Origin of the sequence: Microcystis wesenbergii NRERC-220, assembly GCF_032027425.1 — a bacterium.
In the GTDB taxonomy this organism is placed as follows: domain Bacteria; phylum Cyanobacteriota; class Cyanobacteriia; order Cyanobacteriales; family Microcystaceae; genus Microcystis; species Microcystis wesenbergii_A.
This window is the reverse complement of the sequence record NZ_JAVSJA010000001.1, coordinates 2,384,986-2,411,274: the sequence shown is the minus strand read 5'-3', so window position 1 is coordinate 2,411,274 and position 26,289 is coordinate 2,384,986. Positions and strand designations below refer to the sequence as shown.

Annotated in this window: 24 protein-coding genes and 6 pseudogenes; 21 read left to right on the top strand and 9 right to left on the bottom strand. The window is 39.3% G+C overall.

Translation table 11 applies throughout. The annotated features are described in order from the left end of the window. Nucleotides 1-343 precede the first annotated feature (343 nt). Nucleotides 344-2,308 (bottom strand): FAD-dependent monooxygenase family protein, encoded by a 1,965-nt coding sequence (locus RAM70_RS11890; protein ID WP_045358290.1) that lies wholly within the window; start codon nt 2,306-2,308, stop codon nt 344-346. A gap of 144 nt (nt 2,309-2,452) precedes the next feature. On the opposite strand from RAM70_RS11890, the gene RAM70_RS11885 reads away from it, so the two are divergent. From RAM70_RS11885 to RAM70_RS11870, 3 genes are all read left to right on the top strand, one after another. Next, nucleotides 2,453-2,695 (top strand): hypothetical protein, encoded by a 243-nt coding sequence (locus RAM70_RS11885; protein ID WP_002763591.1) that lies wholly within the window; start codon nt 2,453-2,455, stop codon nt 2,693-2,695. 7 nt (nt 2,696-2,702) lie between these two features. Next, entirely contained in the window at nt 2,703-3,518 is an 816-nt protein-coding gene (locus RAM70_RS11880) for an LmeA family phospholipid-binding protein (protein WP_045358289.1), read from the top strand. A 455-nt stretch (nt 3,519-3,973) separates the two neighbouring features. Further along, the gene (locus RAM70_RS11870) at nt 3,974-4,654 is read left to right on the top strand and encodes a GerMN domain-containing protein (RefSeq protein ID WP_312673867.1); all 681 of its coding nucleotides are present in this window, start codon (nt 3,974-3,976) and stop codon (nt 4,652-4,654) included. 33 nt (nt 4,655-4,687) lie between these two features. Here the strand turns inward: RAM70_RS11870 and RAM70_RS11865 are convergent, their stop codons facing one another. Further along, nucleotides 4,688-5,749, bottom strand: coding sequence for a mechanosensitive ion channel family protein (locus RAM70_RS11865; protein WP_287999780.1), 1,062 nt, complete (start codon nt 5,747-5,749; stop codon nt 4,688-4,690). Nucleotides 5,750-5,933: 184 nt separating this feature from the next. Here RAM70_RS11865 and RAM70_RS11860 point away from each other — a divergent pair, with 184 nt between their 5' ends. The 9 genes and pseudogenes from RAM70_RS11860 (at nt 5,934) to RAM70_RS11820 (ending at nt 14,841) form a co-directional block, all read left to right on the top strand. Continuing rightward, nucleotides 5,934-6,269, top strand: a complete 336-nt coding sequence (locus RAM70_RS11860) for a c-type cytochrome (RefSeq protein WP_045358376.1) — start codon at nt 5,934-5,936, stop codon at nt 6,267-6,269. Nucleotides 6,270-6,603: 334 nt separating this feature from the next. Continuing rightward, a complete protein-coding gene (locus RAM70_RS11855) occupies nt 6,604-8,754 on the top strand; it encodes an O-linked N-acetylglucosamine transferase, SPINDLY family protein (RefSeq protein ID WP_190381828.1) in 2,151 nt (716 codons plus the stop codon). A gap of 17 nt (nt 8,755-8,771) precedes the next feature. Next, on the top strand, nt 8,772-10,925 hold the full coding sequence (locus tag RAM70_RS11850) for an O-linked N-acetylglucosamine transferase, SPINDLY family protein (protein ID WP_312673866.1): 2,154 nt from the start codon (nt 8,772-8,774) through the stop codon (nt 10,923-10,925). A gap of 17 nt (nt 10,926-10,942) precedes the next feature. After that, a complete protein-coding gene (locus RAM70_RS11845; protein ID WP_312673864.1) occupies nt 10,943-13,102 on the top strand; it encodes an O-linked N-acetylglucosamine transferase, SPINDLY family protein in 2,160 nt (719 codons plus the stop codon). A gap of 12 nt (nt 13,103-13,114) precedes the next feature. Beyond that, a complete protein-coding gene (locus RAM70_RS11840) occupies nt 13,115-13,237 on the top strand; it encodes a hypothetical protein (protein ID WP_312673862.1) in 123 nt (40 codons plus the stop codon). 83 nt (nt 13,238-13,320) lie between these two features. Further along, nucleotides 13,321-13,761: a helix-turn-helix domain-containing protein gene (locus RAM70_RS11835; RefSeq protein WP_312673860.1), complete on the top strand. Its 441-nt coding sequence runs from the start codon at nt 13,321-13,323 to the stop codon at nt 13,759-13,761. Then, nucleotides 13,707-14,192, top strand: a pseudogene (locus tag RAM70_RS11830) (IS630 family transposase); the annotation flags it as partial. The gene RAM70_RS11835 and the pseudogene RAM70_RS11830, both read left to right, overlap by 55 nt. A gap of 17 nt (nt 14,193-14,209) precedes the next feature. Next, nucleotides 14,210-14,455 carry a transposase gene (locus RAM70_RS11825; protein ID WP_376750906.1) on the top strand — a complete coding sequence of 82 codons (246 nt, stop codon included), beginning with the start codon at nt 14,210-14,212 and terminating at the stop codon, nt 14,453-14,455. A gap of 50 nt (nt 14,456-14,505) precedes the next feature. Then, a complete protein-coding gene (locus RAM70_RS11820) occupies nt 14,506-14,841 on the top strand; it encodes an IS630 transposase-related protein (protein ID WP_312673858.1) in 336 nt (111 codons plus the stop codon). Nucleotides 14,842-14,849: 8 nt separating this feature from the next. Here RAM70_RS11820 and RAM70_RS11815 read toward each other — a convergent pair whose 3' ends face one another. Further along, nucleotides 14,850-16,034, bottom strand: coding sequence for an IS4 family transposase (locus RAM70_RS11815; protein WP_312673856.1), 1,185 nt, complete (start codon nt 16,032-16,034; stop codon nt 14,850-14,852). Nucleotides 16,035-16,148: 114 nt separating this feature from the next. Between RAM70_RS11815 and RAM70_RS11810 the strand changes: the two are divergent. From RAM70_RS11810 to RAM70_RS11795, 4 genes and pseudogenes are all read left to right on the top strand, one after another. Next, nucleotides 16,149-16,265: pseudogene (locus RAM70_RS11810) on the top strand (IS630 family transposase); the annotation flags it as partial. A gap of 219 nt (nt 16,266-16,484) precedes the next feature. After that, nucleotides 16,485-17,501 carry an IS4 family transposase gene (locus RAM70_RS11805; protein WP_288016859.1) on the top strand — a complete coding sequence of 339 codons (1,017 nt, stop codon included), beginning with the start codon at nt 16,485-16,487 and terminating at the stop codon, nt 17,499-17,501. Nucleotides 17,502-17,523: 22 nt separating this feature from the next. Continuing rightward, nucleotides 17,524-17,982, top strand: coding sequence for a transposase (locus RAM70_RS11800; protein WP_312673854.1), 459 nt, complete (start codon nt 17,524-17,526; stop codon nt 17,980-17,982). Between the two features lie 12 nt (nt 17,983-17,994). Further along, the gene (locus tag RAM70_RS11795) at nt 17,995-19,143 is read left to right on the top strand and encodes a transposase (RefSeq protein WP_312673852.1); all 1,149 of its coding nucleotides are present in this window, start codon (nt 17,995-17,997) and stop codon (nt 19,141-19,143) included. Nucleotides 19,144-19,183: 40 nt separating this feature from the next. Here RAM70_RS11795 and RAM70_RS11790 read toward each other — a convergent pair. From RAM70_RS11790 to RAM70_RS11770, 5 genes and pseudogenes are all read right to left on the bottom strand, one after another. Continuing rightward, a pseudogene (locus tag RAM70_RS11790) lies at nt 19,184-19,542 on the bottom strand (IS1 family transposase); the annotation flags it as partial. Between the two features lie 38 nt (nt 19,543-19,580). Then, nucleotides 19,581-19,766, bottom strand: a pseudogene (locus RAM70_RS11785) (glycosyltransferase family 2 protein); the annotation flags it as partial. 35 nt (nt 19,767-19,801) lie between these two features. Continuing rightward, nucleotides 19,802-19,993: a Thivi_2564 family membrane protein gene (locus RAM70_RS11780; RefSeq protein WP_012265960.1), complete on the bottom strand. Its 192-nt coding sequence runs from the start codon at nt 19,991-19,993 to the stop codon at nt 19,802-19,804. A 179-nt stretch (nt 19,994-20,172) separates the two neighbouring features. Further along, on the bottom strand, nt 20,173-21,438 hold the full coding sequence (locus tag RAM70_RS11775) for an IS701 family transposase (protein ID WP_312673850.1): 1,266 nt from the start codon (nt 21,436-21,438) through the stop codon (nt 20,173-20,175). A gap of 78 nt (nt 21,439-21,516) precedes the next feature. After that, nucleotides 21,517-21,946 (bottom strand): annotated as a pseudogene (locus RAM70_RS11770) (IS701 family transposase); the annotation flags it as partial. 320 nt (nt 21,947-22,266) lie between these two features. Between RAM70_RS11770 and RAM70_RS11765 the strand changes: the two are divergent. The 4 genes and pseudogenes from RAM70_RS11765 to RAM70_RS11750 form a co-directional block, all read left to right on the top strand. Then, nucleotides 22,267-22,449: a CsbD family protein gene (locus tag RAM70_RS11765; protein WP_002752242.1), complete on the top strand. Its 183-nt coding sequence runs from the start codon at nt 22,267-22,269 to the stop codon at nt 22,447-22,449. A 296-nt stretch (nt 22,450-22,745) separates the two neighbouring features. Then, complete coding sequence (locus tag RAM70_RS11760; protein ID WP_045359451.1) at nt 22,746-23,222, top strand: CsbD family protein; 477 nt, start codon at nt 22,746-22,748, stop codon at nt 23,220-23,222. Nucleotides 23,223-23,272: 50 nt separating this feature from the next. After that, nucleotides 23,273-23,422: a lmo0937 family membrane protein gene (locus RAM70_RS11755; protein ID WP_110546089.1), complete on the top strand. Its 150-nt coding sequence runs from the start codon at nt 23,273-23,275 to the stop codon at nt 23,420-23,422. An 8-nt stretch (nt 23,423-23,430) separates the two neighbouring features. Next, nucleotides 23,431-23,961 (top strand): annotated as a pseudogene (locus RAM70_RS11750) (RNA-guided endonuclease TnpB family protein); the annotation flags it as partial. 358 nt (nt 23,962-24,319) lie between these two features. Here RAM70_RS11750 and RAM70_RS11745 read toward each other — a convergent pair. After that, a complete protein-coding gene (locus RAM70_RS11745; protein WP_312673845.1) occupies nt 24,320-25,465 on the bottom strand; it encodes a transposase in 1,146 nt (381 codons plus the stop codon). A 417-nt stretch (nt 25,466-25,882) separates the two neighbouring features. Here RAM70_RS11745 and RAM70_RS23135 point away from each other — a divergent pair, with 417 nt between their 5' ends. After that, a complete protein-coding gene (locus RAM70_RS23135) occupies nt 25,883-26,020 on the top strand; it encodes a PIN domain-containing protein (RefSeq protein ID WP_242017386.1) in 138 nt (45 codons plus the stop codon). The last annotated feature ends 269 nt before the right edge of the window (nt 26,021-26,289 follow it).

The following is a 26,289-nucleotide window of genomic DNA, read 5'->3' as shown; positions in this document are numbered from 1 at the left end:
CAATTATATGTTAACTTATTGACTAAATAAAGGATTCTACTTCTCTTAAATCAGCTTGTAGGGTGCGTGTTTGCGCGTATTTAAAAGAAATTTGTTAATAATTAAATTATGATTGCGCCGTAACGCACCATCTTAAGAAAATTGCTGCGTTACGCTATCACTAACGCACCCTACAAGGGCGGCTACTGTGTCCTCTGTGTCTGGAGTGGTTTTTGTTATGATTATTTAACTGCTACCGAATATTCCCCCGTTTAATAGTGTGATTAACTTCCAATCGAACTTTAAAAACCCACTTCTCAGTTCTCACTCTCCTTTATATCAAAGTTTACCTGATAAATATCCTCTAATTTCTTAAGCTATAATTAAAACTCAATAACTTTAACCAGAGGCGAGGATTGTCTTTTTCTAGCCAGCTTTGGGAGTTTTTTAACCATTGGGGAAACCAGAGACCAAAAAGCAGATTTTTGACTCCATCAAGGCTAAAATCGAGATAGGAACCCAACCAACGAATTAAATCCTGACTGCCAGCCATTTCTGCTATCCATAACAGTAAAGCGGGGTTTTTTCTGGCCGCTTTAATTGCTAAACGGCTAAAGGTCAACCAATCGGTTTTATCCTTAATAAAAGTTTCGGAAACCTCTGGCGGTTCGTCGGCCAATAAACCGAAAAATGTGTTTAACATGGCGTTAATTCTTTGGGGTGGTAAAGTTTTTCCCGTGGCCACCATCATTCCTTTAGAAAATAACCAAGTTACCGCCACATTACTTTGATAAGCCCGCACATTTTCTAGGTCTTTAGCTGTTAGTAAATCGTGTTTCAATGCCGTATCCAAAAGATCGGTTAAGCGCTCTAAATTACGCACCAAAGAACCGAAGCCAGTAAAGATTAAGGGTGATTGCAGGGAGGCGGCATCACCGATGGCTAAAATGCGATCAAAGGAGACAATTCGATCTTTTTTGCCTGTGCTAAAATGTCCCGGTATATAACCAAAGGTGGGTTTTTTCCAAGTTAATTTTTCTGGGTCACACTGTCGATATTCGGGCAAAATAGTAAAGAAATCTTCGTACATTTCCAACAGAGAACCGGGGTTATCGGGATGGACTTGATGATAGTGAAATAGATAGAAGGTTAATTCTTTTCCTTCCCCCGGAAATAATTCCCAAATTAGTTGTCTGCCTTTAGAAATATCGCCATGGGAATTTAAGACATCGCCATAGTGAGAATCCCACACCAGCGGCTCGAATCCTTCTACTACTGCCCCCACCGTCGGACAGACACTATCAAAGGCGCGCACTCCGTTTAATTGCCAAGCAATGGCAGAAGCGGAACCCATAGCATCAATCAATAAACGGCCTTTTATCTGTTGAATTTCTCCACCATGATTAAGGGTGACAGTAACACTATTGGCAGTAATATCAGCCTTAATAAATTCTGTTTGATCGAGAATTTTACCGCCCTGATCATGTAATTTTTTAGCGCAGGATTGCAGCAATTTATCGGAATTAATGGCGATATTTAAAACCGTGGGAGTATGGAGAATTTTGGCTTTCAGATGGGGGGGATTATTGCCATCAAAAAACTTATTAAAGCCATCGATGTATTCTTGGAAGATTAATTCCTCGAATTCCTCGGACGTAAATAGGCCTAAATTAATTAAACTTTGAAACTCCGATCGAGAGATGTTCCATTCCCGATTCATTCGTCCGAAAGGCAGTCTTTCTACTAAGAGGACTCGATAACCTAATTTGGCCATCTGTGCCGCATGAATTGCCCCCAAGGCACCACCAATATAAATTAAGTCATAGGCGATGGGATGATCATTTTCCTCACTGCTAGAGAAAATTACCGGCTGCGGTTGTTGGGGATTTTTGGCACTGTCGCGCCAACGTTTTTCCCACCAATACAAACGTTCTAAATCGGCCTCCCCTTGAGGCATTTTGCGGAAGTAGTGAACCGTTAGGGGATAGTCCGCTTCTAAATCTGTAAAAATTGAGTGATTTTTTTGATCGATGTTTGGTATCGTGCTAAACTGCGGCGGAAAACGCTTTTGTAAAGCTCGATCGAGCTGCTGAGTCAGGGATGTTTCTCGGTCATGCGATCGCTGACCCCAGCGGAAAACTTTTAAATAAGTAGTCCGTTGCAGCGTCCAGACAAAGATCGACAATTCGATCGCCTCCGATAAGCGCAATCTCACCCCGTTAGGTGTATTTGTCTTGACACCGCTGGCGGGTTGCCAATCGGATTGTAACCACTGACAAACGGCGATCGAGTCAGGAGTCGGAATTTCTCTGTAAAGGATTTCTCTCATCTTGATTTAGTTATTACACCCAAAAATACCCAAAAGTACAAGTCAAAAATGGTCTGATTACGCTAGACTACACAAAAAGTTTTCTGAAAAAAGTTTTAAAAACTTTACATACCTAGATTAATACACAGCCAGCCCCATCTGATTATGAATTATCCCATCCCGACTACCCCCGAAGAAATTGCCGCCCTCCGACAGCGCCCCGTGGACGAGGAGATGATCGCTGCCGTGATTGCGGGAATTATTAGAATGGCCCGCGCCCAGGGTCAATCTCTAGACGATCTTACCGAAGAAATTCTCGCAGAAGACCCGATTTTAGATCAAGTGCAACGACGTTGGTTAAGTCAGCTTTTGACTAATGCTTGGCAAAATTTAGCTGGATGGGTGTAATTGAGCGATGGAATGGCTAACAATCACTCTCGCTAGTGTTTTGACCCTGTTAACTCCCGCAGGGGCAATTATCGATACGGTTTTAGCCCATACCCTTCGCTCCCAAGTCCAAAAAGTGGAACAATTAGCCGTGAGAGTCGATAATACTCCCAATTATCAGGCTCTGCAAGGCAAAATCGCTCGAGTTCGCATTTCTGCACGGGGAATTTATCCCCGTGCCGATGTTCGCATTGAGAAGATCGAGCTAGAAACTGAGCCAATTAGCCTCGATTTGCGGCAATTACAGCAAAAAAACGGCAGTTTAGCCGCCGCCTTGCGCCGACCGGCTGCGGGGGCATTGCATCTCGTCCTCACGGAAACTAATGTTAATCAAGCTTTACAATCGGCAGCGGTCAAAGAGCCAATTCAGACTCTGATTAATAATCTGATTCCCTCTAGGGAAGAATTGGGTAGCACAAAATATCAACTTAGTCAAGCAAATTTTAACTTTCTTAATAATAATCGAGTCGCCCTCAGCCTGCAGCTAGAGACCCAACGGCCGGACGGCCCCGCAGCCAGCCTCGATCTGAGCTTAGAAGTGGGATTTAAGCTAGTGCAGGGGCGAAAAATCGAGCTTATTGACCCCACAGCCACTCTTAACGGTCGTCGCATCTCCTCGCGCCTTCTCAAGGGGTTTGCCGAGGGTATATCCGCCCAGTTAGATTTAAAAAACTTCGAGAAACAAGGAATTATCGCCCGCCTTCTCCAATTGCAGATCGACGATGATAAGCTGAGTATAGCCGCCTTTGGCAGCATTGAACCTCGATCGGGGAACCCCAATTAAATTTAACGGTCGGAAAACAGGAGATCGGAAGTGGGAATTATGAATTATGAATTATGAATTATGGCTCTTCGTTACTTGGTATGGTTCGATAGGGGGGCATAAATCGACTAAATCCTTATCTGGCAAGGGATTTAATTGATTAGTTCGCTCTAGATCGAAAATAATTGACAAAAATCGCTAAATGCCTTTCTATATAGGGGTTCCATCCCTTATAACCCCCGTCCATTGCATAACACAAACCGAAGAGCCTGAATTATGAAGTGGGGTGGTGGGGAAGTGGGGAAGTGGGGAGATGGGGAGAATAAAAGCCTTCGACTGATAACTGATAACTGATAACTGATAACTGATAACTGATAACTGATAACTGATAACTGATAACTGATAACTGATAACTAATAACTGATAACTGATAACTGATAACTGATAACTGATAACTGATAACTGATAACTGAATTATGCCTAGTTCTCGCTCTAGTGATAAAATCTCTTTGCCTTGGATAATTGGTATCGGCCTCGCTTTATTTACTGCTGGTGGGGCCACTGCCTGGTTTGCCGTCCATCACCTATCTTCCTCCCAGAAAACTAGCGAAAACCCGATTGAATCTCCTACTCCGGCGCCGATAAGTCAATCACCAATTGTTGAACCGGTTTCTCCGGGTCCTGTGAAGACAAGTCCGACAGCGACTCCTGCAGCTATTCCTGTTAGGGAAACTCGACAGGTTTATTGGTTAAAAGTGACCGATACGGGTAATCAATTAGTCACCCAAGAAATTACCGTTCAAAAAGCGCTTAGCCGCGAGCGAGAGTTAACAGCAGTATTGCAAACTCTATTAGCTGGTCCAAGTAATCCTCAGGATATGACTACTATTCCCGCCGGGACTAAATTACTTGATTTAAAAGTAGATAAAACGGGAATTAAGATTAATCTCTCGCGGGAGTTTGGCACTGATGATGGTCCTGATATGTTGATCGGTCGTTTGGCACAAATCATCTATACTACTACCAGCAACGATCCCAATGCCAAAGTCTGGATTCAAGTGGAAGGAAACCCCCTAGAATTACTAGGAGAAGGCCATGGTATTGAAGTTGCCCAACCGATGACTCGTAAGTTTTTTGAGGAGAATTATCAGTTGTAAACTGCCCGCGCCTTTAAATTGTTGTTGTTGAGATTAACTAGGGGGATTAGTGGGGGTATAGGGAAAAAAAATCGGATAGGGAATTGTAATTCCTTCTTGCCGATAGCGTCGGTGTAGGAGTTTAATAAATTCGTGTTTAATGGTGAGATGTTGAAAAAATTCCTCTTCTACCACCTTGAGATAAACCGTGAGCAGGATACTATAGTAATCGAATTTACGATAAAGAATCAAGGGTTGATATTCACCGAGGTGAGGTTGCAATAACTGGGCGATTTCTTGCATAACTTCTAGGGTAACTTTTTCGACTTTTTCTAAGTCACTATCGTAACTAATGCCCACTTCCACGGGAATCAGTAGAGAGTGATCTGGTAAACTATAGTTACGGAAACTAGAAGAAATGATCTGAGCATTGGGAATGACCAAAAGATTATTGGTAATTTCTTCGATTACTGTGCATCTTAAATCCACATCTCGCACATAACCAGCTTCTCCCGTTCTCAGTTCAATATAATCTCCCGGTCTAACTTTTTTAGAAGTGATAATATTAATCCCCGACATTAAATTAGCTAGGGTATTTTGGAGAGCTAAACCGAGGGAAACACCCCCAATACCAAAGGCAGTAAGCAGCGGAGTTATCGAAATGCCAATCGAGCTTAAAATCAGCAAAAAACCGCAGCTAAAAATCAGAACTTTGGCGAGAAATTCAAATAGGGAAGTTAGGGAAGAAATGCCATCATCTCCCGTGGTATAAACTCGTAATATTTCCAGGGATAATTGAGCAACAACCCAAGTAGCCGAAGCTAAAAAAGCTACTAGCAGAAATTTTTTGCTCAGGAGAATGAGGGAGGGAAAGAGGGGAAGATTAGGAAGGGAGAGGGCAATATTTAAACCCAAAAGTCCGAACCAAAGTATGCTTAATCCACGAATGGAACGTAAAACCCCTTCCGAGAAACGCAGGTTTTTTTCTCTGGCAATCGATAAAAGTTGACTGACAACGCGCTTTTCTACAAGCCATCCCAACAGCAGGAAACTGAGGATGATGGTGATAGGTAAGATAATATAGGGCCAATCTTCCAGTCTGGTTAATAGGTTCATTGCTAGAGGGTTAGAAAAAGTTGCACTTTTGCCTTATCTTACTCCCCATTTCTCTATCTCTAGCAGGGGCGGTGGAATTTTCGGGCAAAAAGTTGCAAAATGTAAAGAGAAACTCATCTTTTCTTCGGCAGCTTGCGTGAATAGTCAGTTAGTTAAACCAAAATTCGGGATTTATCGATTCTCAATGGTTATAATCGTGGTTTTGTTCCTGATTAGCACCTTTTTAATCACCTTTCATCTGGCTAAGATGTCGGATCCCTATATTAAAGAGGTGTTATCCCTACAAGGTAATGTCAGTCGCGGTTACGAAATCTTTCAAATTAACTGTGCTGCTTGTCACGGTCAGCTTGCTGATGGCATCGTCGGACCAAGTTTAGAGGACGTTTCCCATCGCAAATCGAGAATTAGTCTGATTGAACAGGTAATTAGCGGTAAAACCCCGCCAATGCCGAAATTTCAGCCCGAACCTCAAGCTATGGCTGATTTATTGATTTATTTAGAAAATCTTTCAAAAAACTGACTCTTGGCCAAAATTGATAGTAAGCTAAGACCCATTGAAACTGGGTGGAGAGTGGGACGTGGGAAGTGGGGGAATGGGGAATTTCAACTAAGTAGCTGGTTATAATTAAATTAAAAATGGATTTTAGGTTCGATCCCCCCTGCCCTCCTTGATAAGGTAGGGTTGATTCATGAATCAACCCTACCCTTGATAAGGGGGGTGTCTGATAATTTTTAACGCCTACCTACTTAAAACCCCAACACCCAACCCCTGACCAACTGATAAATTTTACTTATATAGAAAAATTTTGCTTCTATTTGGGTACGCTAGTAGAGACACTTAACGATAAATACTTATGTCTTGGCATTCCCAAGTTGAACCGGCAATTATCCAAGGGGATTTCTGGCAAGTTAGCCAATTTTATCAAGAATTAATAGAAAAGGAACCCTTAGAAATTGGTCATTATTGGTATTTAGGATTAGCCTATCTTTTGGAAGCTAGGGAAGAAGAAGCACAAACCACTTGGTTATTCGTCCTCAGTCAAGGGGATGAACAGGAAGTGATGCTGTGGACAGCAGATTTAGTCAATATTTTGGATGGGGAAGCGCTCAGACAATTCGAGTTAGGCAATTTAGAAACCAGTTGGTTAATTCGAGGACATATTCGCGAGATTAGTCCCGATAATATTGATAATTTACTGCGGTTTATTTTATTAGCAATTGATTTGAATTATTTTGAAAAAGAGCAGTTAAAAACTTGGTTATTTGTCGATGTGTTAAAAACAAATGATTGCCAGAGTATCGAGTTAAGTTTATTAGCAGAAGTTTTAGAAAAATTTCTCGATTATCAGATACCAGAAACTGTCCCTTACTTAGAGGCAATATTTCAATCTAACTGTCAGCGACAAACTTTCATCAAAGTAGTAGAAGCTAAAGTAACTTCTCTAACCATGAATAATAAACCATTGGCTATTGATATTATTAATACTTGTTTAGCAGTAGAACCAGGACAAATTTATCTGTTAGCTGAACTTTATCAATGTTATTTTGATAATCGAGATTTTCCCGCTGCTATCCAAGTCGCTAATCAATTAAAAACAAGTTGTCAAGGGTTGCCTTCTCAAGCTGTCGCTGATTATATTGCTCTTTATGTCAAATTATTCAGTGGTAATTGGGTCGATATTAAGGCAGATATTGAAGAATGTACAGAATCCTTGCAAAAAAGTATCGCTAATCGAGAATGTCCCAGATTATTGGATAAACCATCCCTAACAATTTTATCTGCTCTAGTTTACCTAGAAGATAACCCAAGAGAAAATCGTTACATTAATAATTGTGTTGGTCAACTTTTTCAGGAATATGTTCGTAATAACTCTAACTGTAATTACCATCAAAAATCGGCTATTAAAGATACCAATAAAGTTCTTAAAATTGGCTATATTGCCCATACCTTATATAATCATTCTATCGGATTAATCTCTAGATGGTTAATGAAGTATCATGACTATAACCAGTTTCATGTCTCTTTATACCTAGTATCTCAAAAAGAAGATTTTATCACTGAAAATGATTTTAAAAATCGGGTAAATGCTTGCTATCACTTACCGATTAATCCTCAAATGATTGCTGAAAAAATTAGTCAAGATAACATTGATGTTTTGGTAGATTTAGACAGTATCACTAATAACGCAACTTGTCAAGTTATGGCACTTAAACCCGCACCAATACAAGTGACTTGGTTAGGTTTTGATGCGTCAGGAATTCCCGCAATTGATTACTATCTTGCTGATAATTACGTTTTACCAGCAGATGCACAGGAATATTACCGAGAAAAAATTTGGCGCTTACCTAATTCCTATATTTGTGTGGATGGTGTCGAGGTTGCTTACCCTTCTCTCCGAAGGGATGATTTAGGGATTCCAGAGGATGCAATTAATTACTTAACCGTACAAACGGGGGTAAAACGGAACCCCGAAACTATTCGACTTCAGCTACAAGTTTTAAAGGCAGTGCCTAATAGTTATTTGAGTATTCAAGGGTTAAGTGATGCTAAATCAGTGGAAAAATTATTTTTCAAAGTTGCCGAGGAAGAAGGAATTAATTATGAGAGATTAAAAATCTTACCCCTCTATCCCACAGGAATTTATCGAGCAAATTTAAGGATAGCTGATGTGGTTTTAGATACCTATCCTTTTACGGGAGGAATGACGACTTTAGATGTGCTGTGGATGGGGATTCCTTTGGTGACAAAAGTTGGTCAACAATGGTCATCGAGAAATAGTTATACTTTAATGGTTAATGCGGGAATTAGTGAAGGTATTGCTTGGAGTGATGAGGAGTATATCGATTGGGGAATTAAGTTAGGTAAGGATGAAAACCTGAGACGCAAAGTTATCGCTAAATTAGATGAATCTAGACAAACTTCCCCGCTTTGGAATGCACGTCAGTTTACTAAAGATGTGGAAAATGCCTATCGTCAAATGTGGCAAATCTATTGTGAAAGTTAATTAGGGAGAATTAAATCATGTCTTGGCAAAATGAAGTTAAAACCGCTTTAGAAAACAATCAATACGATATTGTTAGTCAGTTTTACGAAGAACTGATAGAAAGAGAACCCCTAGAAATTAGTCATTATTGGTATTTAGGATTAGCCTATCTTTTAGAAGCTAGGGAAGAAGAAGCACAAACGATATGGTTATTCGTCCTTAGTCAAGGGGATGAACAGGAAGTGACTGCGTGGACAGCAGATTTAGTCAATATTTTGGATGGGGAAGTGCGAAGACAAGTTAAGCTAAAAAATTGGCAATTAAGCTGGGTAATTCGTCAGCATATCTACCAGATAAATCCAGATAACCTAGAAAATTTATTATATTTAGTCCTGTTAGAAATTAAGCTAGAATATTTTTATCCCCAAAAACTTAAAGATTGGCAAATAGTTGATTTAATTAGTTCGGACAAGTTAGAAACTTTCGATATAAATTTACTCCTACACACAATCTATAAACTTCTAGATTGGCCAGCGCAAGAAGTTCTGGATATTATCATAACCCTTTTAAAAATAGAGTCACAACAATCGGCAATATTGGAAATTATCGAACAACATATTGAAAAAATTTATTATACCGATAAAACTAATGCTGTTATTTTGACTCTTAGCTGTCTAGATATTATACCCGATCGCTTACTACTTTTGTATAAAATTCATCAATACTATCTCGATACTGGTAACTTTGAGTTAGCCCTGGAAACTGCCAATAAAATCAAGAATTTATCCAATGATAAAGCTGCAAAGTTAGATAATATTTATCTGCTCCTCTATACAGAACTTTTAGCAGGTAATTGGTTAAATATTGACAATAAAACCCAAGAATATTATCAAGCAATTCAAAATAATTTAGAACAGTCTCAATGTCCCATGAGAAATCAAGCTGAGGTTATTTCTGTCACTTCTCCCTTAGCTTATTTAAAAGATGACTTAGTAGGTAATCGCTGGTTAACTAATCAGTTAGCTAAACTTTTTCAAGAGGCAGTTAGAAAAAGATTTAAGCAAGTTACTATCGATTCTCAGAGCCCTAAAGATGTCAATAAAAAGCTCAATATTGGCTATATTGCCCATACTTTACGGCGACATTCTGTCGGGTTTCTAAGTCGCTGGTTAATTCATTATCATCAACGAGATAACTTTAATATTCATCTCTACCTAGTCAATCAAGTCGAGGACGATATTACGGAACAATGGTTTAAAAATAAGGCGCATAAGTATAATAATTTACCAGCAAACCACCAAATTATTGCCGAAAAAATTAATCAAGATAACATCGATATTTTAGTAGATTTAGATAGTATAACTAATGATACCACCTGTGGAGTTATGGCCCTTAAACCCGCACCAATTCAAATAACATGGTTAGGATTAGATGCCACAGGAATACCTGCTATTGATTACTTCCTTGTTGACAATTTAGTTCTAGAAAAAAATGCCCAAGAGTTTTATCAAGAGAAGCTTTGGCGCTTGCCTAACTGTTATCTTGCCGTGGATGGATTTGAAATCGGAACACCAACCCTAACCCGACAGGATTTAAACATACCAGCAGACGCAATTACTTATTTAACTTTGCAAGTGGGATTAAAAAGAAATCCTGCCACAATTCGCTTACAAATGCAGATTATTAAAGCAGTACCTAACAGTTATTTATTAATCAAAGGTGCGGGGAGTGAAAAGCTTATCAAAGATTTATTTATCAGCATTGCTAAAGAGGAAGGAATCGATGAAAATAGATTGCGCTTTCTCTCAGGAGTTGCTAAGGAAGAAATTCATCGCGCTAATCTCCAAATTGCCGATGTGGTACTCGATACTTATCCCTACAGTGGTGCAACCACTACTCTAGAAACTCTTTGGATGGGGATACCTTTGGTGACAAAAGTTGGTCAACAATGGTCATCGAGAAATAGTTATACTTTAATGGTTAATGCGGGAATTAGTGAAGGTATTGCTTGGAGTGATGAGGAGTATATCGATTGGGGAATTAAGTTAGGTAAGGATGAAAACCTGAGACGCAAAGTTATCGCTAAATTAGATGAATCTAGAAAAACTTCACCGATTTGGAATGCACGTCAGTTTACTAAAGATGTGGAAAATGCCTATCGTCAAATGTGGCAAATCTATTGTGAAAGTTAATTAGGGAGAATTAAATCATGTCTTGGCAAAATGAAGTTAAAACCGCTTTAGAAAACAATCAATACGATATTGTTAGTCAGTTTTACGAAGAACTGATAGAAAGAGAACCCCTAGAAATTAGTCATTATTGGTATCTAGGATTAGTCTATCTTTTGCAAGGAAGAGAAGAAGAAGCACAAACTACTTGGTTATTTGTTTTCACTCAAGGGGATGAACAAGAAACCGAGTCATGGCTGCTAGAATTAAGCAATATTTTAGCAGCCGAAGCTAACCGACAATTAGAGTTAGAAAATCTAGAAATAAGTTGGTTAATTCGTAAACATCTACAGGAAATTAATCCCAGTTATCTCGATAATTTACTGCATTTAACTCTCGTTGAAATTAAATTAAATAGATTTCATCCTCAACAACTGCAAGAATGGCAAATACTAGAATTAATTACCCAGGGTTCAGTTAACTCTCAATTATTGGAACGGGTAGTGATTGCCGTCATGCCTTACGCTCATAAATATACCGTAGAATTAGTTCGGTTAAGTTTACCCTATCTTGACAATTCTCTAGAATTACTTAATCACGTCATCACTGTCACCCGACACTTTGCTTTTGAGAAATATCAACCTATTTATTCCGTTGACTTAGCGGAAGCTTTTCTTCCCCTTTATCCAGAAAGTTGGTACTTAGCCGTTAATTTATTCTGGTTTTATATCTCTTTAACTGACTATGAAAAAGCAATAAATTTAGTCAATAATTTGAAAGAGACAAGTCAAACGATTGATTTAAAAATGTTTAGTCAATCTCTTCTCTTTAATGGTTCTTTGCGAGCCTCAAAATGGAATGACATTCCTAGTATTTGTCAAGAGTATAAACACTTAATCAAAAAAATTCTAGAAGAAAAGCCTCAAGATATACATCCCTTAGTTCGGGAAGCTTTACTAACAGTTATGAATCCGATTTCTTACTATGAAGATAACCCGAAAGAGAATCGAACGCTTTTAAATCAGATTGGCAGTTTTTTCCAAAAAACCTACAAAGAAATGCTGGGTTTTCAAGAGGAAAGTTTTGACAAACCCAGAGAAGATAATGCAAATAAAAAACTTAAAATTGGTTACATTGCCCAAAGCTTAAAACGTCATCCCGTCGGTTTATTGAGTCGTTGGACTATTAATTATCACAATCGTGAGCAGTTTGATATTCACCTTTATATGGTGAGTCAACCTGTGGATGAAATAACTAAAAAATGGTTTTCTAATCCCGCAGATAAAATCTATCATGCTACTGCTGATTCCCTAGCAACCTACCGCAAAATTAAAGAAGATAACATCGATATTCTTGTGGACTTAGATAGTGGTACCGGGGCAATCGTTGCCCAAGTTATTGCCTTAAAACCTGCTCCTATTCAAGTTAACTGGTTAGGTTTTGATGGTTCCGGTTTACCCGCAGTAGATTATCTTTTAGCGGATGCTTATGTATTGCCAGAAAATGCCCAAGAATATTATCAAGAAAAAATCTGGCGTTTACCTGATGCTTTTGTCGCTGTGGATGGTTTTGAAATAGCCGTTCCTACCCTGCGAAGAGAAGATTTAGATATTAATAACGATGCGGTTATTTATCTAAGTTCTCAAACAGCAATTAAGCGTAATCCTGCGATGATTCGCTTACAAATGCAAATCCTCAAATCCGTACCTAATAGTTATTTCCTGATTCAAGGAGTTGCTGATGATAATTCCCTCTGGGATTTATTCTGTCAAATTGCCGCAGAAGTTGGGGTAGAAACTAATCGAATTAAGATGCTTCCTCTCTATCAGACGGAAACCTACAGGGCAAATTTAGCCATCGCTGATGTGGTTTTGGACACCTATCCCTTTAATGGTGGTACAACCACCTTAGAAACCCTCTGGATGGGAATTCCTCTCGTGGTTAAAGTGGGGCAACAATGGTCATCACGCAACGGTTATACTTTAATGATGAATGCGGGAATAACTGAGGGTATATCTTGGAGTGATGAGGAATATGTGCAGTGGGGAATTAAGTTAGGATTGGATAGAAATTTAAGAGAAGAAGTCCGTTGGAAACTCCGAAAGTCTCGTCATACATCTCCCCTCTGGAATGCCAGACAATTTACCAGAGATTTAGAAAATGCTTATCGGCAAATGTGGAATATTTATTGTCAATCTTAGAGGATAAAAACTATGCAATGGCATCAAGACATACAAACCCATTTAAAAAACAATAATTATCAACTGGTATTGCAGTTTTATGAACAATTAATTGAAAACAATTCTCCAGTAATTGAGGATTATTTTTATCTATAGCAAAGAGCGGGATAGTTAGGACATATAGCAAAGAGCGGGATAGTTAGGACATAATAGAGAAAAAGAAATGAGGAGAAGCTTTCATGGCAGCACCCTATAGTGATGATTTAAGACAGAAAGCAGTGAGTGCCGTAGAGCGAGGGGAGAAAAAAAGCCATGTCTGTCGCACCCTCAATATTAGTCGTAATACATTAGACCTATGGCTGAAACGGAAGAAACAAACTGGGACGGTGGCCGCTAAAACTAACTATCGTCGAGGGCCGAAGCCCCAAATTGACGATTTAGAAGCCTTTCAAAAGTTGGCCGAACAATATGGGCATTTGACCCAAGAAAAAATGGCGCAAAAATGGGCTAACCCAGTCAGTAGGATGAGAATTGGTCAAGCCCTCAAAAGAATTGGATTTACTAGAAAAAAAAAACTTATGGCTACAGAGAAAGAGATGAAGAAGCCCGAAAAGAGTTTCTCCAAAAAATCAGAGGTTATGCCCCGGAAAGATTTGTCTATATTGATGAAGCTGGAATAGATAACACCATCGATTATCCTTATGGATATTGTCACAAATCAGAAAGATTTGAGGCTTTAAAGTTAGGTCACTGTAGCGAACGAGTTAGTGTGATCAGCGGTTGGTGGCGTGGTTCCACGATCGCGCCAATGGTGTTTGAGGGGTACTGTAATACAGAGTTGGTGTGTGAGTGGATAGAACAATTGCTATTACCCGAACTACTACCCGGTCAAATTATCATCATTGATAACGCCAGTTTTCATCCCAAAGAGAGAATCAAAAAATTGTTAGCTAAAGCGGGATGTGAAGTGCTATTTTTACCCGCCTATTCTCCAGACCTCAACAAAATTGAAAAGTTCTGGGCTAGATTGAAAAACTATGTTAGTCAGATTATCAATGATAGTGAAAACCTTGTGGATGCTGTGAGTAAAGCCTTCAGGCATCTGTCCTAACTAACTCGTTCTATGCCATATTACCCGAACTACTACCCGGTCAAATTATCATCATTGATAACGCCAGTTTTCATCCCAAAGAGAGAATCAAAAAATTGTTAGCTAAAGCGGGATGTGAAGTGCTATTTTTACCCGCCTATTCTCCAGACCTCAACAAAATTGAAAAGTTCTGGGCTAGATTGAAAAACTATGTTAGTCAGATTATCAATGATAGTGAAAACCTTGTGGATGCTGTGAGTAAAGCCTTCAGGCATCTGTCCTAACTAACTCGTTCTATGCCATAATAGAGAAAAAGAAATGAGGAGAAGCTTTCATGGCAGCACCCTATAGTGATGATTTAAGACAGAAAGCAGTGAGTGCCGTAGAGCGAGGGGAGAAAAAAAGCCATGTCTGTCGCACCCTCAATATTAGTCGTAATACATTAGACATCTGGCTGAAACGGAAGAAACAAACTGGGACGGTGGCCGCTAAAACTAACTATCGTCGAGGGCCGAAGCCCCAAATTGACGATTTAGAAGCCTTTCAAAAGTTGGCCGAACAATATGGGCATTTGACCCAAGAAAAAATGGCCCAAAAATGGGCTAACCCAGTCAGTAGGATGAGAATTGGTCAAGCCCTCAAAAGAATTGGATTTACTCTCAAGGGGTGACAGAAAGGTTAAAGAGCTTGCTTGATAAGGCTCATAGCCGTTAACCCTTTGGAGAAATAAGGGTTTTTCTGGGGTTTGAGGCGTATCAAAGAAAGGGCAAGTTCCGAAAAAATATCCATCGACTCAACCCAAAAAGTACCATAAGTCCCTATCCAAAAATCACTATGTCTTTCAGCAGAACGATTAGATTCTTTGAGGCGACAAATATAAACACGGTGGGGGAAAATATTGAGTTGTTGACCCCGTATTGTATTTAAAGAATAGGCGATAGCAATTAATAAAACAAGAGCTAAAAAACGCGGTTCGCTAACTTTAGTTTTCTCACCTCCCGTTTTACAATCTTTGAACATTGCTTCAATGCCAAAACGAGATTCATATAAATTTAAAGTCTCATCCAAAGAGTCAAGATTAGTAAGAAGATACCAAGGAGCTTCGGCTTGTTTACTACGGTAGCGTCTTTTCCAGCGAGTGGCCAAATTAAAAGGGCCAAGTTTATGAGCAGATGTATGATAAATATCCGAAAAAAAATGCTGAGTCCCCGGTTGAATATCTAGAGCTTTTAGAGGTTGATAGTTTTCTTCACCTGATAATAGCAAAGATGTTCCCTTCTTTTGTCTCAGAATAAAGGCTATCCCCTTTTCGTCTAGCCACTTTCCTAGTTGAACACTGTGAAATTCTCGGTCGCCTATCACGACAACTGGGTAGGATTTCAAAAATTTTAATACCGGCTTGAGAAAGTTTTTTTGGTTCCCTAAATTACTGCTTCCTTGTTTATCTAACAATATCCAGTACACAGGTAACGCCCTTTTTCCACAAATAACACTAGCTACAAACAAATTTCTTCCTTTCCAATCTGTTCGGTCAATTACCAATAATAGATGTCCCAGATGCTTAAGTTTTTTCAGTTTTCTTCTTTGATGTCGATTTTTATTTTTTTCGCTAAACTCTTGCTTAATAATGTGTTTAATTAGCGGAAACCATAACAATTTTACACTTAATTGCGGTAACTTGAGAAACCTTTGTAAATTTCTTCTTCTGCTTTCAAAGGTAATTGGTTGGGGAAATAAGGCGGCCAATCTCTCCAATTGTACTGTTCTATGGCTTTGTAGGAGCAGTATAAGAATTTGTAGAGTCAGATATTGTGCTTGTGTCAAGCTGGCTTGTAAACAGGCCTGATAGAATGATGGTAACATATTGAAATTTTGGGTGGTTGTCTCAACCACTCTATTTCTTTTGGGTTCATTTGGCTAGAGTCTTTATCTTGATTACCTTTGAACCCCTTTGTCACCCCTTGAGGGATTTACTAGAAAAAAAAAACTTATGGCTACAGAGAAAGAGATGAAGAAGCCCGAAAAGAGTTTCTCCAAAAAATCAGAGGTTATGCCCCGGAAAGATTTGTCTATATTGATGAAGCTGGAATAGATAAGTACCTAAGCAAAATTAATTACACATATCTAAACACCTCTTGCAAGAGGCACTCTTGCCTCTTGCCTATCTTCACTAGGAAATTAATTTTGCACGACTACTTAACACCATCGATTACCCTTATGGCAGAAGTGTTGAACGTTGAGAAAAGTCAGAAAAAAAATGCTATTATAGATAGAATCTAGACAACTTATTCCCCTCACAATAGGGAGTTTGCCCTGATGACGAATTTTTCAAAACTCATAAAAGAGCTTCTCAAACCACTGCCTAAAAATGACTACCCCGCTTTAGATACTTTTACATTTTTGTCCTGTTGGATTGGTTTTGCTTTAGATAAAAGCATCGTCAGTATGAGGGACTTATGCAGTAGAATGGTACTTCAAGGAATTAATGTAAATTTATCCACATTTTCTAAGGCAAGCAAAATTAGAGAAACAAGTCCATTTGAGAAAGTCATTGTCGAATTAAATAAGCGTTTAGTTGCCAAAAAAGGAATAGAGAATGCGCGAGCTTTATTTCCTATTGACTCAACAATAATTAGCTTAACCAGTAAATTACTATGGTCCCAGGGATGGCATCAAGTAAAACTATTCTCTGGTCTTAATAGTATCACAACAGAGGTGGTCGGAATACTCATCCATTTTGGTCAAGGTCATGACTCAAAAGAAGGAGGAAAAACGATAGAAGCAATTCCTGTAAATGGAGTTGGAGCAATGGATAGAGGATTTGCGTCTAATCAAAGAATCACCGAATTATTAGAGAGTAGTGACAAGCATTTTGTCTTGAGAGTGAAAAATAATATTAGCCTAGAGATGCTCGAAAATGGCAAGTGTAAACTCGGAAAAGATAAAAGACAAATAGAAGTAAGAGTAGTCGCTTTTTGCGACCTAGAAAGTCAAACAGAATTTCGGCTGGCGACAGATTTACCTCTAGAAGGAGAAGGAGCAGTTAGTAATGAAGAAGTTGCCGAAATTTACATCCAAAGATGGCAAATAGAACTGCTGTGGAAATTTTTAAAAATGCATCTAAAGTTGGATAATCTAATCACTAAAAACGAGAACGGAATCCGCCTACAGATCTATAGTTGCATTATCGCTTATCTGATTCTACAGCTAATAGATATTGAAGAAGGATTTGGGAAAAGCTTATTAGACAAACTGCGCTATTTACAGAGTTTCATGTGTCAACATATTAGCTATGTACACTGGTTCCGGAGGATTGTCTATTCAATTTAAAATTTGATGTTATAGGGGTATTATGCTTGTCAATGTAAAGTTTTATTACAGGATTCAACGTTTCTGCCCTTATGGATATTGTCACAAATCAGAAAGATTTGAGGCTTTAAAGTTAGGTCACTGTAGCGAAAGAGTTAGTGTGATCAGCGGTTGGTGGCGTGGTTCCACTATCGCGCCAATGGTGTTTGAGGGGTACTGTAATACAGAGTTGGTGTGTGAGTGGATAGAACAATTGCTATTACCCGAACTACTACCCGGTCAAATTATCATCATTGATAACGCCAGTTTTCATCCCAAAGAGAGAATCAAAAAATTGTTAGCTAAAGCGGGATGTGAAGTGCTATTTTTACCCGCCTATTCTCCAGATATCAACAAAATTGAAAAGTTCTGGGCTAGATTGAAAAACTATGTTAGTCAGATTATCAATGATAGTGAAAACCTTGTGGATGCTGTGAGTAAAGCCTTCAGGCATCTGTCCTAACTAACTCGTTCTATGCCATATCTAGAACAAGGAAGCCGATTTGTGGATAAAAGACATTTAACCGTCCTCAGTTGGATGGTGACAGCCCTACTCAGTAGTCAAAGTCTCAATCAAGCCAGATGGGAACCCTTTGTACAAAGCAGAGCCGAACAAGCCAATAGTTATCAGAGACGGTGGAATCGCTTTTGCCAGAATGGAAGAGTAGCGGTGGAAAAGATATACATCCCCTTAATATTGAAAGCCATCGAGACTTGGAAGGAGAAGGGGGAAAGACTTTATCTAGCAATAGATACCACTCTGTTGTGGAATCAATACTGCTTTGTCTATCTAGCGGTGGTCTGCGGGGGGAGAGCCGTCCCCTTGATGTGGATGGGATTAGAACATGGTAGTGCCAGCCTAGCTTTTGAGAAATACGAACCCTTGTTGGACAGAGCCAAAGGCTATCTTCAGGGCTTTGAGAATGTCATGCTGTTAGCCGACCGAGGCTTTGCCAATCAGCAATTAATTCAATGGCTCAGGAAAAATACTTGGCATTGGTGTCTTCGCTTACCTTGCGATACCCTCATTTACGGTGTTCGCCGTCGGGGTTTTGGCTATGAGGTCAGAGAACTCTATCCTCCCAAACGGCAAGCCTGCTTTTATCGCAACGTTCAAGTCTGGCAGGAGGCTAGAATCACTGCTCATCTTGCTTTAGCCTCTGTTCCAGGGGTTAAGGATAATTGGGCAATTCTGAGCCATGAACCTCCTACCCTTGACACCTTCTGGCAGTATGGTCTTCGTTTTCCCATTGAACATCTCTTTCTCGACAGTAAATCGGGCGTTTTTGACTGGGAACATTCTCGTGTTCGCTCTGCTGCTTGTTTAGAACGTCTCTATCTCATTGTTGCCATTTCTATTCTCTTTGCTACTTTAACTGGCATGGCGGTTCAACAATCTGGCTCTCGCCGTCAGGTTGATGCTCATTTTCGGCGTGGTTTGAGTTATTTGAAAATTGGTTTACGTTGGCTGGCGGGAGTTGTTCATAAGGCGCGTCCCTTCTTGCGACTTGACCACTTATTTTCTGTTGACCCTTTTCCCTGTTTTGCTTCTCGCAAAGCTCGTCAGGATTATTATGGCAAAATTACCTTTTCTTTTATTCAGGAGTTTGAGGCTTTCACATAACAGTACTTGTCTTTGTATTGAAAAATGTGTCCGTCAGTCAGGCTGTCCACACCCAGATTTTGTTTTTTTTGAGCCAACAAAGGTTTCCAATTCATCCAGTTCCCCTACTTCAGGAATTGTTTCTGGGTCATAGGCGACTGGCAATAATTCTCCCACAGATTTTACCCAATTAATTACGGTCGTATGATGAACTCCCTTTAGCCTTTCTATTCCTCTAAATCCCATCCCATTAACATAGGCAGTTAGGCATTCTCGCTTCGTTTTTTCGTCATAGCCTTTCTGTTTTTCATAGTTATCAATAAATTGACGGCCACAGGTTACACAAATAGGATTTTGTTTACCTTGTTTATTGATGCCATTTTTACGGATATGGGTAGATTTACATTCAGGGCATTGCATTTTGATTTCCTCCATTCATATCTCTATTATGCAACGCCCTTGAATGTTTGCTGCTTTAAGGCTGTTAGCAAATTAGGGAGGGTACTCTCTTCATTCCTCGCCGGAATCAAGACCGAGACTTTAGGCGAACCGACGACTGAAAGGTCTGGAAGTCGCGGCAACCGCCACATCAATCCCCAGCCTATTAGCCAGCGCACCACCAGTGTGATGGACATCAGCTCCATAATAATTCAACCTTTCCTTCCGTCTAGAACATCACTCACCTACCGATACGAATTCCCTTGAGAAAACTCAGCAATCCGAACACCTTAAGAATCCACAAAACGAGGGCGATGACAACCACAATGTTCAGGATTTGCTTGATCTTGCTGTCCATCGGAATGTAGTTGTTCACGAGCCACAATAGAACCCCAACCACGATGATGACTACCACAAACTGGACCAGATCCATGACTGACCTCCTTTCTCCGATCTAATGAGTTTCGTCAAGCATTTTATTCTATTCATTATATATGATCGTTTATATATGCTCGTTAGGTGGCCAAGGCAATCGCACACAATTCTTAAAGATACACAATAAATCTACAAGAGATACTCATGTAATAGCAATTAATGGGACTTAAACAAATTTCAAGCCCAAATGTAGCCCAAAGCCGCTTTGTGAGCGGAAAAGACATCAATATTCTGCGTTAGCCAAGGGAAAAAACGAAAAGACATCGCTGTACGAAAAGCCTCCAAAGCATCAGTAAATGTCTCCAAAGGTTTATTCGCCCATCGCCTTTGTAGTCCCCCGGTTAAGTGATGCCAGAGAATAAAAGTGTAGGCACAAAACACCAGGATAAAATGGCGAAGAAGGCTTTCTTTCTCGCGAACCTGATATTCTCTTAGCCCTAACCATCCTTTCGCCTCTCGATAGAAAACTTCTACCCAATTTCTTGGCGAGTAAGTTTCTACTACCCACTGCGGGGTTACTTTTTCCGCCTGGACATTCGTGATAAAATAATCGATGTCCGTCGCTTCTTCCCAAGAACTCGCGTTCATGACGATGGCAAAAGTTCTCTCTTCTTCTAAAGAAGCGATGCGAGCAGAAACAATAAATACGTACAGGGTTTTCGGTTTTTCAACTGAGAGAATTACTGGGGTAAAACTCTCTGGCTTCAAGCTTTTTGCTAATTTCTCCAGACTGATTTTTTCCTCGATTCCTGATTCCTTTTTTCGGATAATTTTTCGATTTTTAGCCCCTCCTCCTAAATACTTTAGTTTTCTCTTTTCTAACTCTTTCAGAAACGGCGTGTTGTTTCCATACCCCGCCTCTATCAAGACAATTTTCGGTCGGTATTTTCGCTTTAAACTTCGGTCGATTAATTCGAGTCCGAGTTCGGGTTTCTTTTTCAACTCTTCGTCTTCTTTTCCCGATAGTAGAGAAGATGCCGGTTGATAGCTCTCGATGTCTAAGGGTAAGCTTTTTTTCCCGTCGTAGAGATGGGTGGTTACTACCACTACTCCGTTGTCTGTCTTGCCGATCTCACCGAGGTATTGTCTTCCGACTCCCTCGGTAAAATTGCCACTTTTTCGATGTCCCGAATCATCCAGAATCATCGTGAAGCCCACGCCGATCCTAGTCTGCGAGCATTTGTTCATCACTTCCAGACGACGTTGGTTAATTTGCGTCGCCGACCAAGGAGCCTCGGTTAAAAAGTGATGTAATCGGTGATAAACCACCCCCACCGAGTTATCCGCCATCTGGGTTAGGTTTTTTCGCTCGCTTTCTCCTAATAATCCGCCTAAATAGTGTCGGAAGCCATCTTTTTGCGACTGGTTTTTGAAACAGTCATCGAATCTAGCGCACCATCTCTCGAAGCAGGGCGGCATAGCGGATGGGGTCGTTTCTCCCATGGGCGTATTTTGACGTGAAAGCCTACTATGACTTGATTATAGCTAAAAAAATTCGGTTCTGTGTTTAAGTCCCACTAAGAAATATTCATGTTTTGTCTGACCCTCCTGTTTATTAACGATTCGATAATTAACGGGAACTGACCTTCCTTTACAATCGGTATAATATCAGGTAACTGCGTTAATACCTTTGACTACTTTTTTGTGTTTACCACCAGTAAAAGTAATCGATTAACTCAGCTTTAGCTGGGTGACTATAAGGCTTGTCAATTACCATGTCGTCCGTACTGATTGTTCCTCCTTCAAGTTCGATTTGAGGAGCCACTTCATCAAACAAATCCTTGAGTGTATAGTTCTCTCGCCACAAGAAACGATTGACACTGTCAGGAGATAAATTGCCCAGAATTTGAGCCAAACGAACACAGCTTATATATTTAGGCTCGCCGAGCAAAAATAGGGTGTAAATAGCCAGATTACATTGAGCAGTTGTTGGCTTCGTAATGTTTCTCATCAGTTGTTCTGTTATAAGAGATGCCCTTGTGTCAGGAAATCAAATCGGAGAGGGTTTTGTCAAGAGTCGAGAGAGAAATTGTATCTAAGACTAACAAAATTAGACCACCCACATTTAAGCCTTTTTGTCAATGCGTAATTTCTATGCTTGCAGAAACGGTATCGTTACATTTTGTGTCGTATTCAAGCAATTCATACAGACTCAATCAATTCATACAGTAAATCAAACAACCACCTGTTACAGTAATACCAGAAGCAGAATTGTTAGCTCAACTTAGGTAAGCAGTTCTCAAATCCAACAAATTCAATAAGGAGAGCATCATGAGCTTAAAAGATAGAACCGAGGCAACCGCCAAAAATATCGAAGGTAAAGTTCAAGAAGCAGTAGGAGATCTGACTGGCGATCCCAAAGCTCAGGCAGAGGGCAAGGAAAAACAGGCAGAGGCAAAAGTTCGTCACACTATCGAAGATGTGAAAGATGAAGTCAAAAAAATTATTGATTAGTAGGTCATTTGTCACGGCAACCGCCATTCAGACAAATGATTGAAACCCAGATTTCATCGGAACTCTTCCTCAAAAAATGGCTTCTTTCGAGACAGGTGAAACACTAGGACAAGGCGGCGTAAATAAACCCAATATTACCAGATATCTAGCTTCTCAAAGAAGTCGAATATCTCTCCCTCGGTAAATAAACTTACGCCGTCAAAGACTAGAAAAATCTTTCTCGAAAGGGTCTAGACAGTAGTTGTTCATCATCCATGTATCATGGATTCATCAAATTCTTTTTTGGAGTTAAAATGATGTCACTTCAACAGATTCGTCGCTTTTTTGTCACCATTATTTTAACTATAATGCTGGCAATTACTATAGCTTTTGATTTTGGAACTACAAATAGTTGGGCTGCAACTTTACCCACCCAATCGCAGACTCAAATCGCAAGCATGAATCGAGCCAAGGCAGTTACGAAAAATATTGAAGGCAAAGCTCAAGAAGCGATTGGCAACATGACAGGCGATCCCAAAGATCAGATGATGGGAAAAGCCAAGCAAGTCGAAAGTCAGGCTCGTAACGCAGCAGAAGATATAAAAGACCAGATGAAGTTAAAAGGGCGGGCAAAAGCAGTCACAAAGAACATTGAAGGCAAAGCTCAAGAAGCGATAGGTAAAGCTACTGGCAACCGCCAAGATCAAGTTGCTGGAAAAGCTAAACAAGTCGAAAGCCAAGTTCGCAATACAGTAGAAGATGTGAAAGATCAGGTTCAAGATATACTCAATTAAGGATCGATGACTGAATTTTCATTACTTTTCTCTAAATCAAGGAGGGAAATATGTTTGATCTCGTTTGGACTGCCGTTGTTATACTTTTCATCCTCTGGTTGTTAGGATTCTCCATTAACATTGGCGGCGGCTTAATCCACCTGCTTTTGGTTTTGGTGCTGATTGGCGTTGTCTACAACTTGTTTATGAGGCGACGGTAATTGTTGATTCTCGAACACAGAAAGGGTCAAAAAATCGGGAAAAAGCAAGAATCAAAGTAGCTAAGATTCAGGCTCGAATCACCGATAGCAGAAAAGACCATTTACATAAGCTAACCACTCAATTAGTTCGTGAAAACCAAACGATTGTAGTTGAGAATTTAGCCATCAAGAATATGGTCAAACACCCCAAGTTATCTCAAGCAATATCTGACGTTAGTTGGGGAGAAATCACTCGACAATTAGCCTATAAATGCTGTTGGTACGGAAGAAATTACATCGAAATAGATAGATGGTTTCCTAGCTCTAAAAGGTGCAGTAATTGCGGGTATATTGCTGAGAAAATGCCGTTAAATGTTCGAGAGTGGGATTGTCCAGACTGTGGGACGCACCATGACCGAGATATTAACGCCAGTAAAAACATTTTGGCCGCAGGGCTTGCGGTGTCAGTCTGTAGAGCGACCTGATGACCAGAACAGAGTAAATCTGTTAAGGCAGGTGCGAAAAATCCTTTGGGAAAGAGGCAGAAACTCAAATCGTGAGGTTTGGGAATCGCCGTCCGTTTCAAGGCGGCGAGGATGTCAACGGTCGCTGGATCACCCCAAAGAAAATTTACCCAATTCTCAACTATTACTATCAAAATAAGCCCCTGATAGAGGATTATCTTCCTGACAACTACGAAGAACAATACCAAAGATCCATTTAAGTACCGAGGAAAGGAAGCTAAATTCCATCAGGAATAATTAAATCAATCATTTCTTTACGATTTTGGTTCTTCCGAATTTACACTGTCAGTAGATGGAAAAGTTTGAATAACCAGAGTATTTAGTAACATCTGATACAAAATACTTAGAGAAATTAATTAAGAAAACTTATGTTTAAGAAAAAAGACTATTGCTATTAGCCAGAAGGCAAATAGATGGTATCAACAACTTGATAGATTTTATCAACGGCTTGCCTTAAAAACGAGAGCATTTGTTGAAAAGTAAATAACTCTCGATAAATTAAGCGTCCCCCACGTCTCGGAAAACAAACTTTTCGCCATAATAAATTAACCCAAATATTAACAAGAAGAAAGGAAATTCCGATAAATAATAAGCGAATAACTGGCTTTTTATTGGGAGTTTTAAGGCGACAAATATTTTTAATTCTATAGCTAGTCTCAATGCCAAAACGTTGACGATAAGCAGTATGAATATAATCTAGTTTAATAGATGGCAAATAAACTACATAAGCAAAATATTCAATTCCATGCTGGTTTCTTTTGCCTTTTTTGTACTTACAAACTATCCATAAATCAAAAGTTACACAATTATTTTGGTCTTGCCCCATAGTATAAGTAGTTTGATAACTTTTATTTCCTTGAATAAATTGCTTAATTCCCCCTGTTTTACCTCGAATAATTGCTGGCATAATGAAAGGTATTTTCAAAGCTTGTAGCCAACGAATAACAGCAATACTAAAAAAGCCTCGGTCTAAATAAAGAGTTTTAAAATCTATCTTTAGAAGAGAGCCTAATGCTAATAAATAGGTAATAATGGCGACAGTTGTGTCCGTATTCCGAATTCCTCTAATAGCTAAAGTTAATCTTTTTCCTTTTTTAATAAGATATAAGGTCGCATAAGCATAAAATGAGCAAGTTCCCTGTTTAGCCTGACTTCGGTAAATATAAGGTTTTTCGCTATCAGATGGTTCACCATAATAAGGAATTAAATTTAGGTCAATTGCCAACTTAAGCTTTCTTTTTTTGATTCTTGGCAATACCTGACTTTGTAAGGCTAGATTAACTTGGGATTCTAAAGTATCAAAATCATTTATTTTGTCTAAATGATGGCGAATATTTCGACCACAGCTAGAATTTTTAAGCATTTTAGCTGTGTTTTCAATGCTGTCGCAATTGCTGGCCGCCCTGACTAATATTTGATACAAGTCTGAGGCAGTAAATCCCCCCTGAGTTTCGAGAGGAATATGTTGAATTAAACAATCAATTGTTGTTGGTAATGTTTCTGATTTTGTTAGTAAAAATTGGCAGTTTTCGTTAATCAATTTTCAAATTTATTGCTGAAGTTTATTGATTTTATTATAACATTTTTATGTTTTTTTTGAGCGATTTTTTCTTTAATTAGTCAATTTAGATATAGATAACTTTTACTTATCATTGACCAGTGCTTCAGTACATAAGCACTAAAAAATACTAATTTTTTAGCCCCTATCATTTAGCGATCGCTATTGGACAAAAACTTTTCCATCTACTGACTGTAGAAAATTCCTCAAGCTCCCTCTCTGCCTAGCAATGCTCTAAAGTTGATAAATATCAATCTAACAAAAACTCAAAGTCTTAGTATACAAGCTTTACAAGCATAAGTTGTTGATAGTTTTACATGACAGGTTCGGTAGAGCCAAAAAGAAGTATTAGCTTTAGCAATAGAAATTTCCGATTCTCTCGCTTTACTTGATGATGGCTTGGCAAGACGGTATGCCAACTTATTAGGAATAAAACTCACTGGAACAATGGGAATATTATTAAAGGCTAAACAAAATGGTTATCTACACCGTATTGAGCCAATTCTTAATCAACGTCTCGACTTCGCTCGACGTTGACCCTGAGCGAAGCCGAAGGGTCAACTAGAATTGCTGAAGTTTCGCTTAGATGCCACTACTCGTACTTCTGTCTTAAAATTAGCTGGTGAAGGATAGAGTATGAAATCTATCGATCTATTTTAATATTTTTGGCATTAAGAGTTTCTTCCATCTTCATAACTTGGAAAGCCACAAAAAAGCACCCCCTCGCGGGAGTGCCTTTTCATTCAGACTAGGAATTATACTAAATCCTGTTTAAAAAGTATAGGATAGTGGGGTGTGGGGAGAAA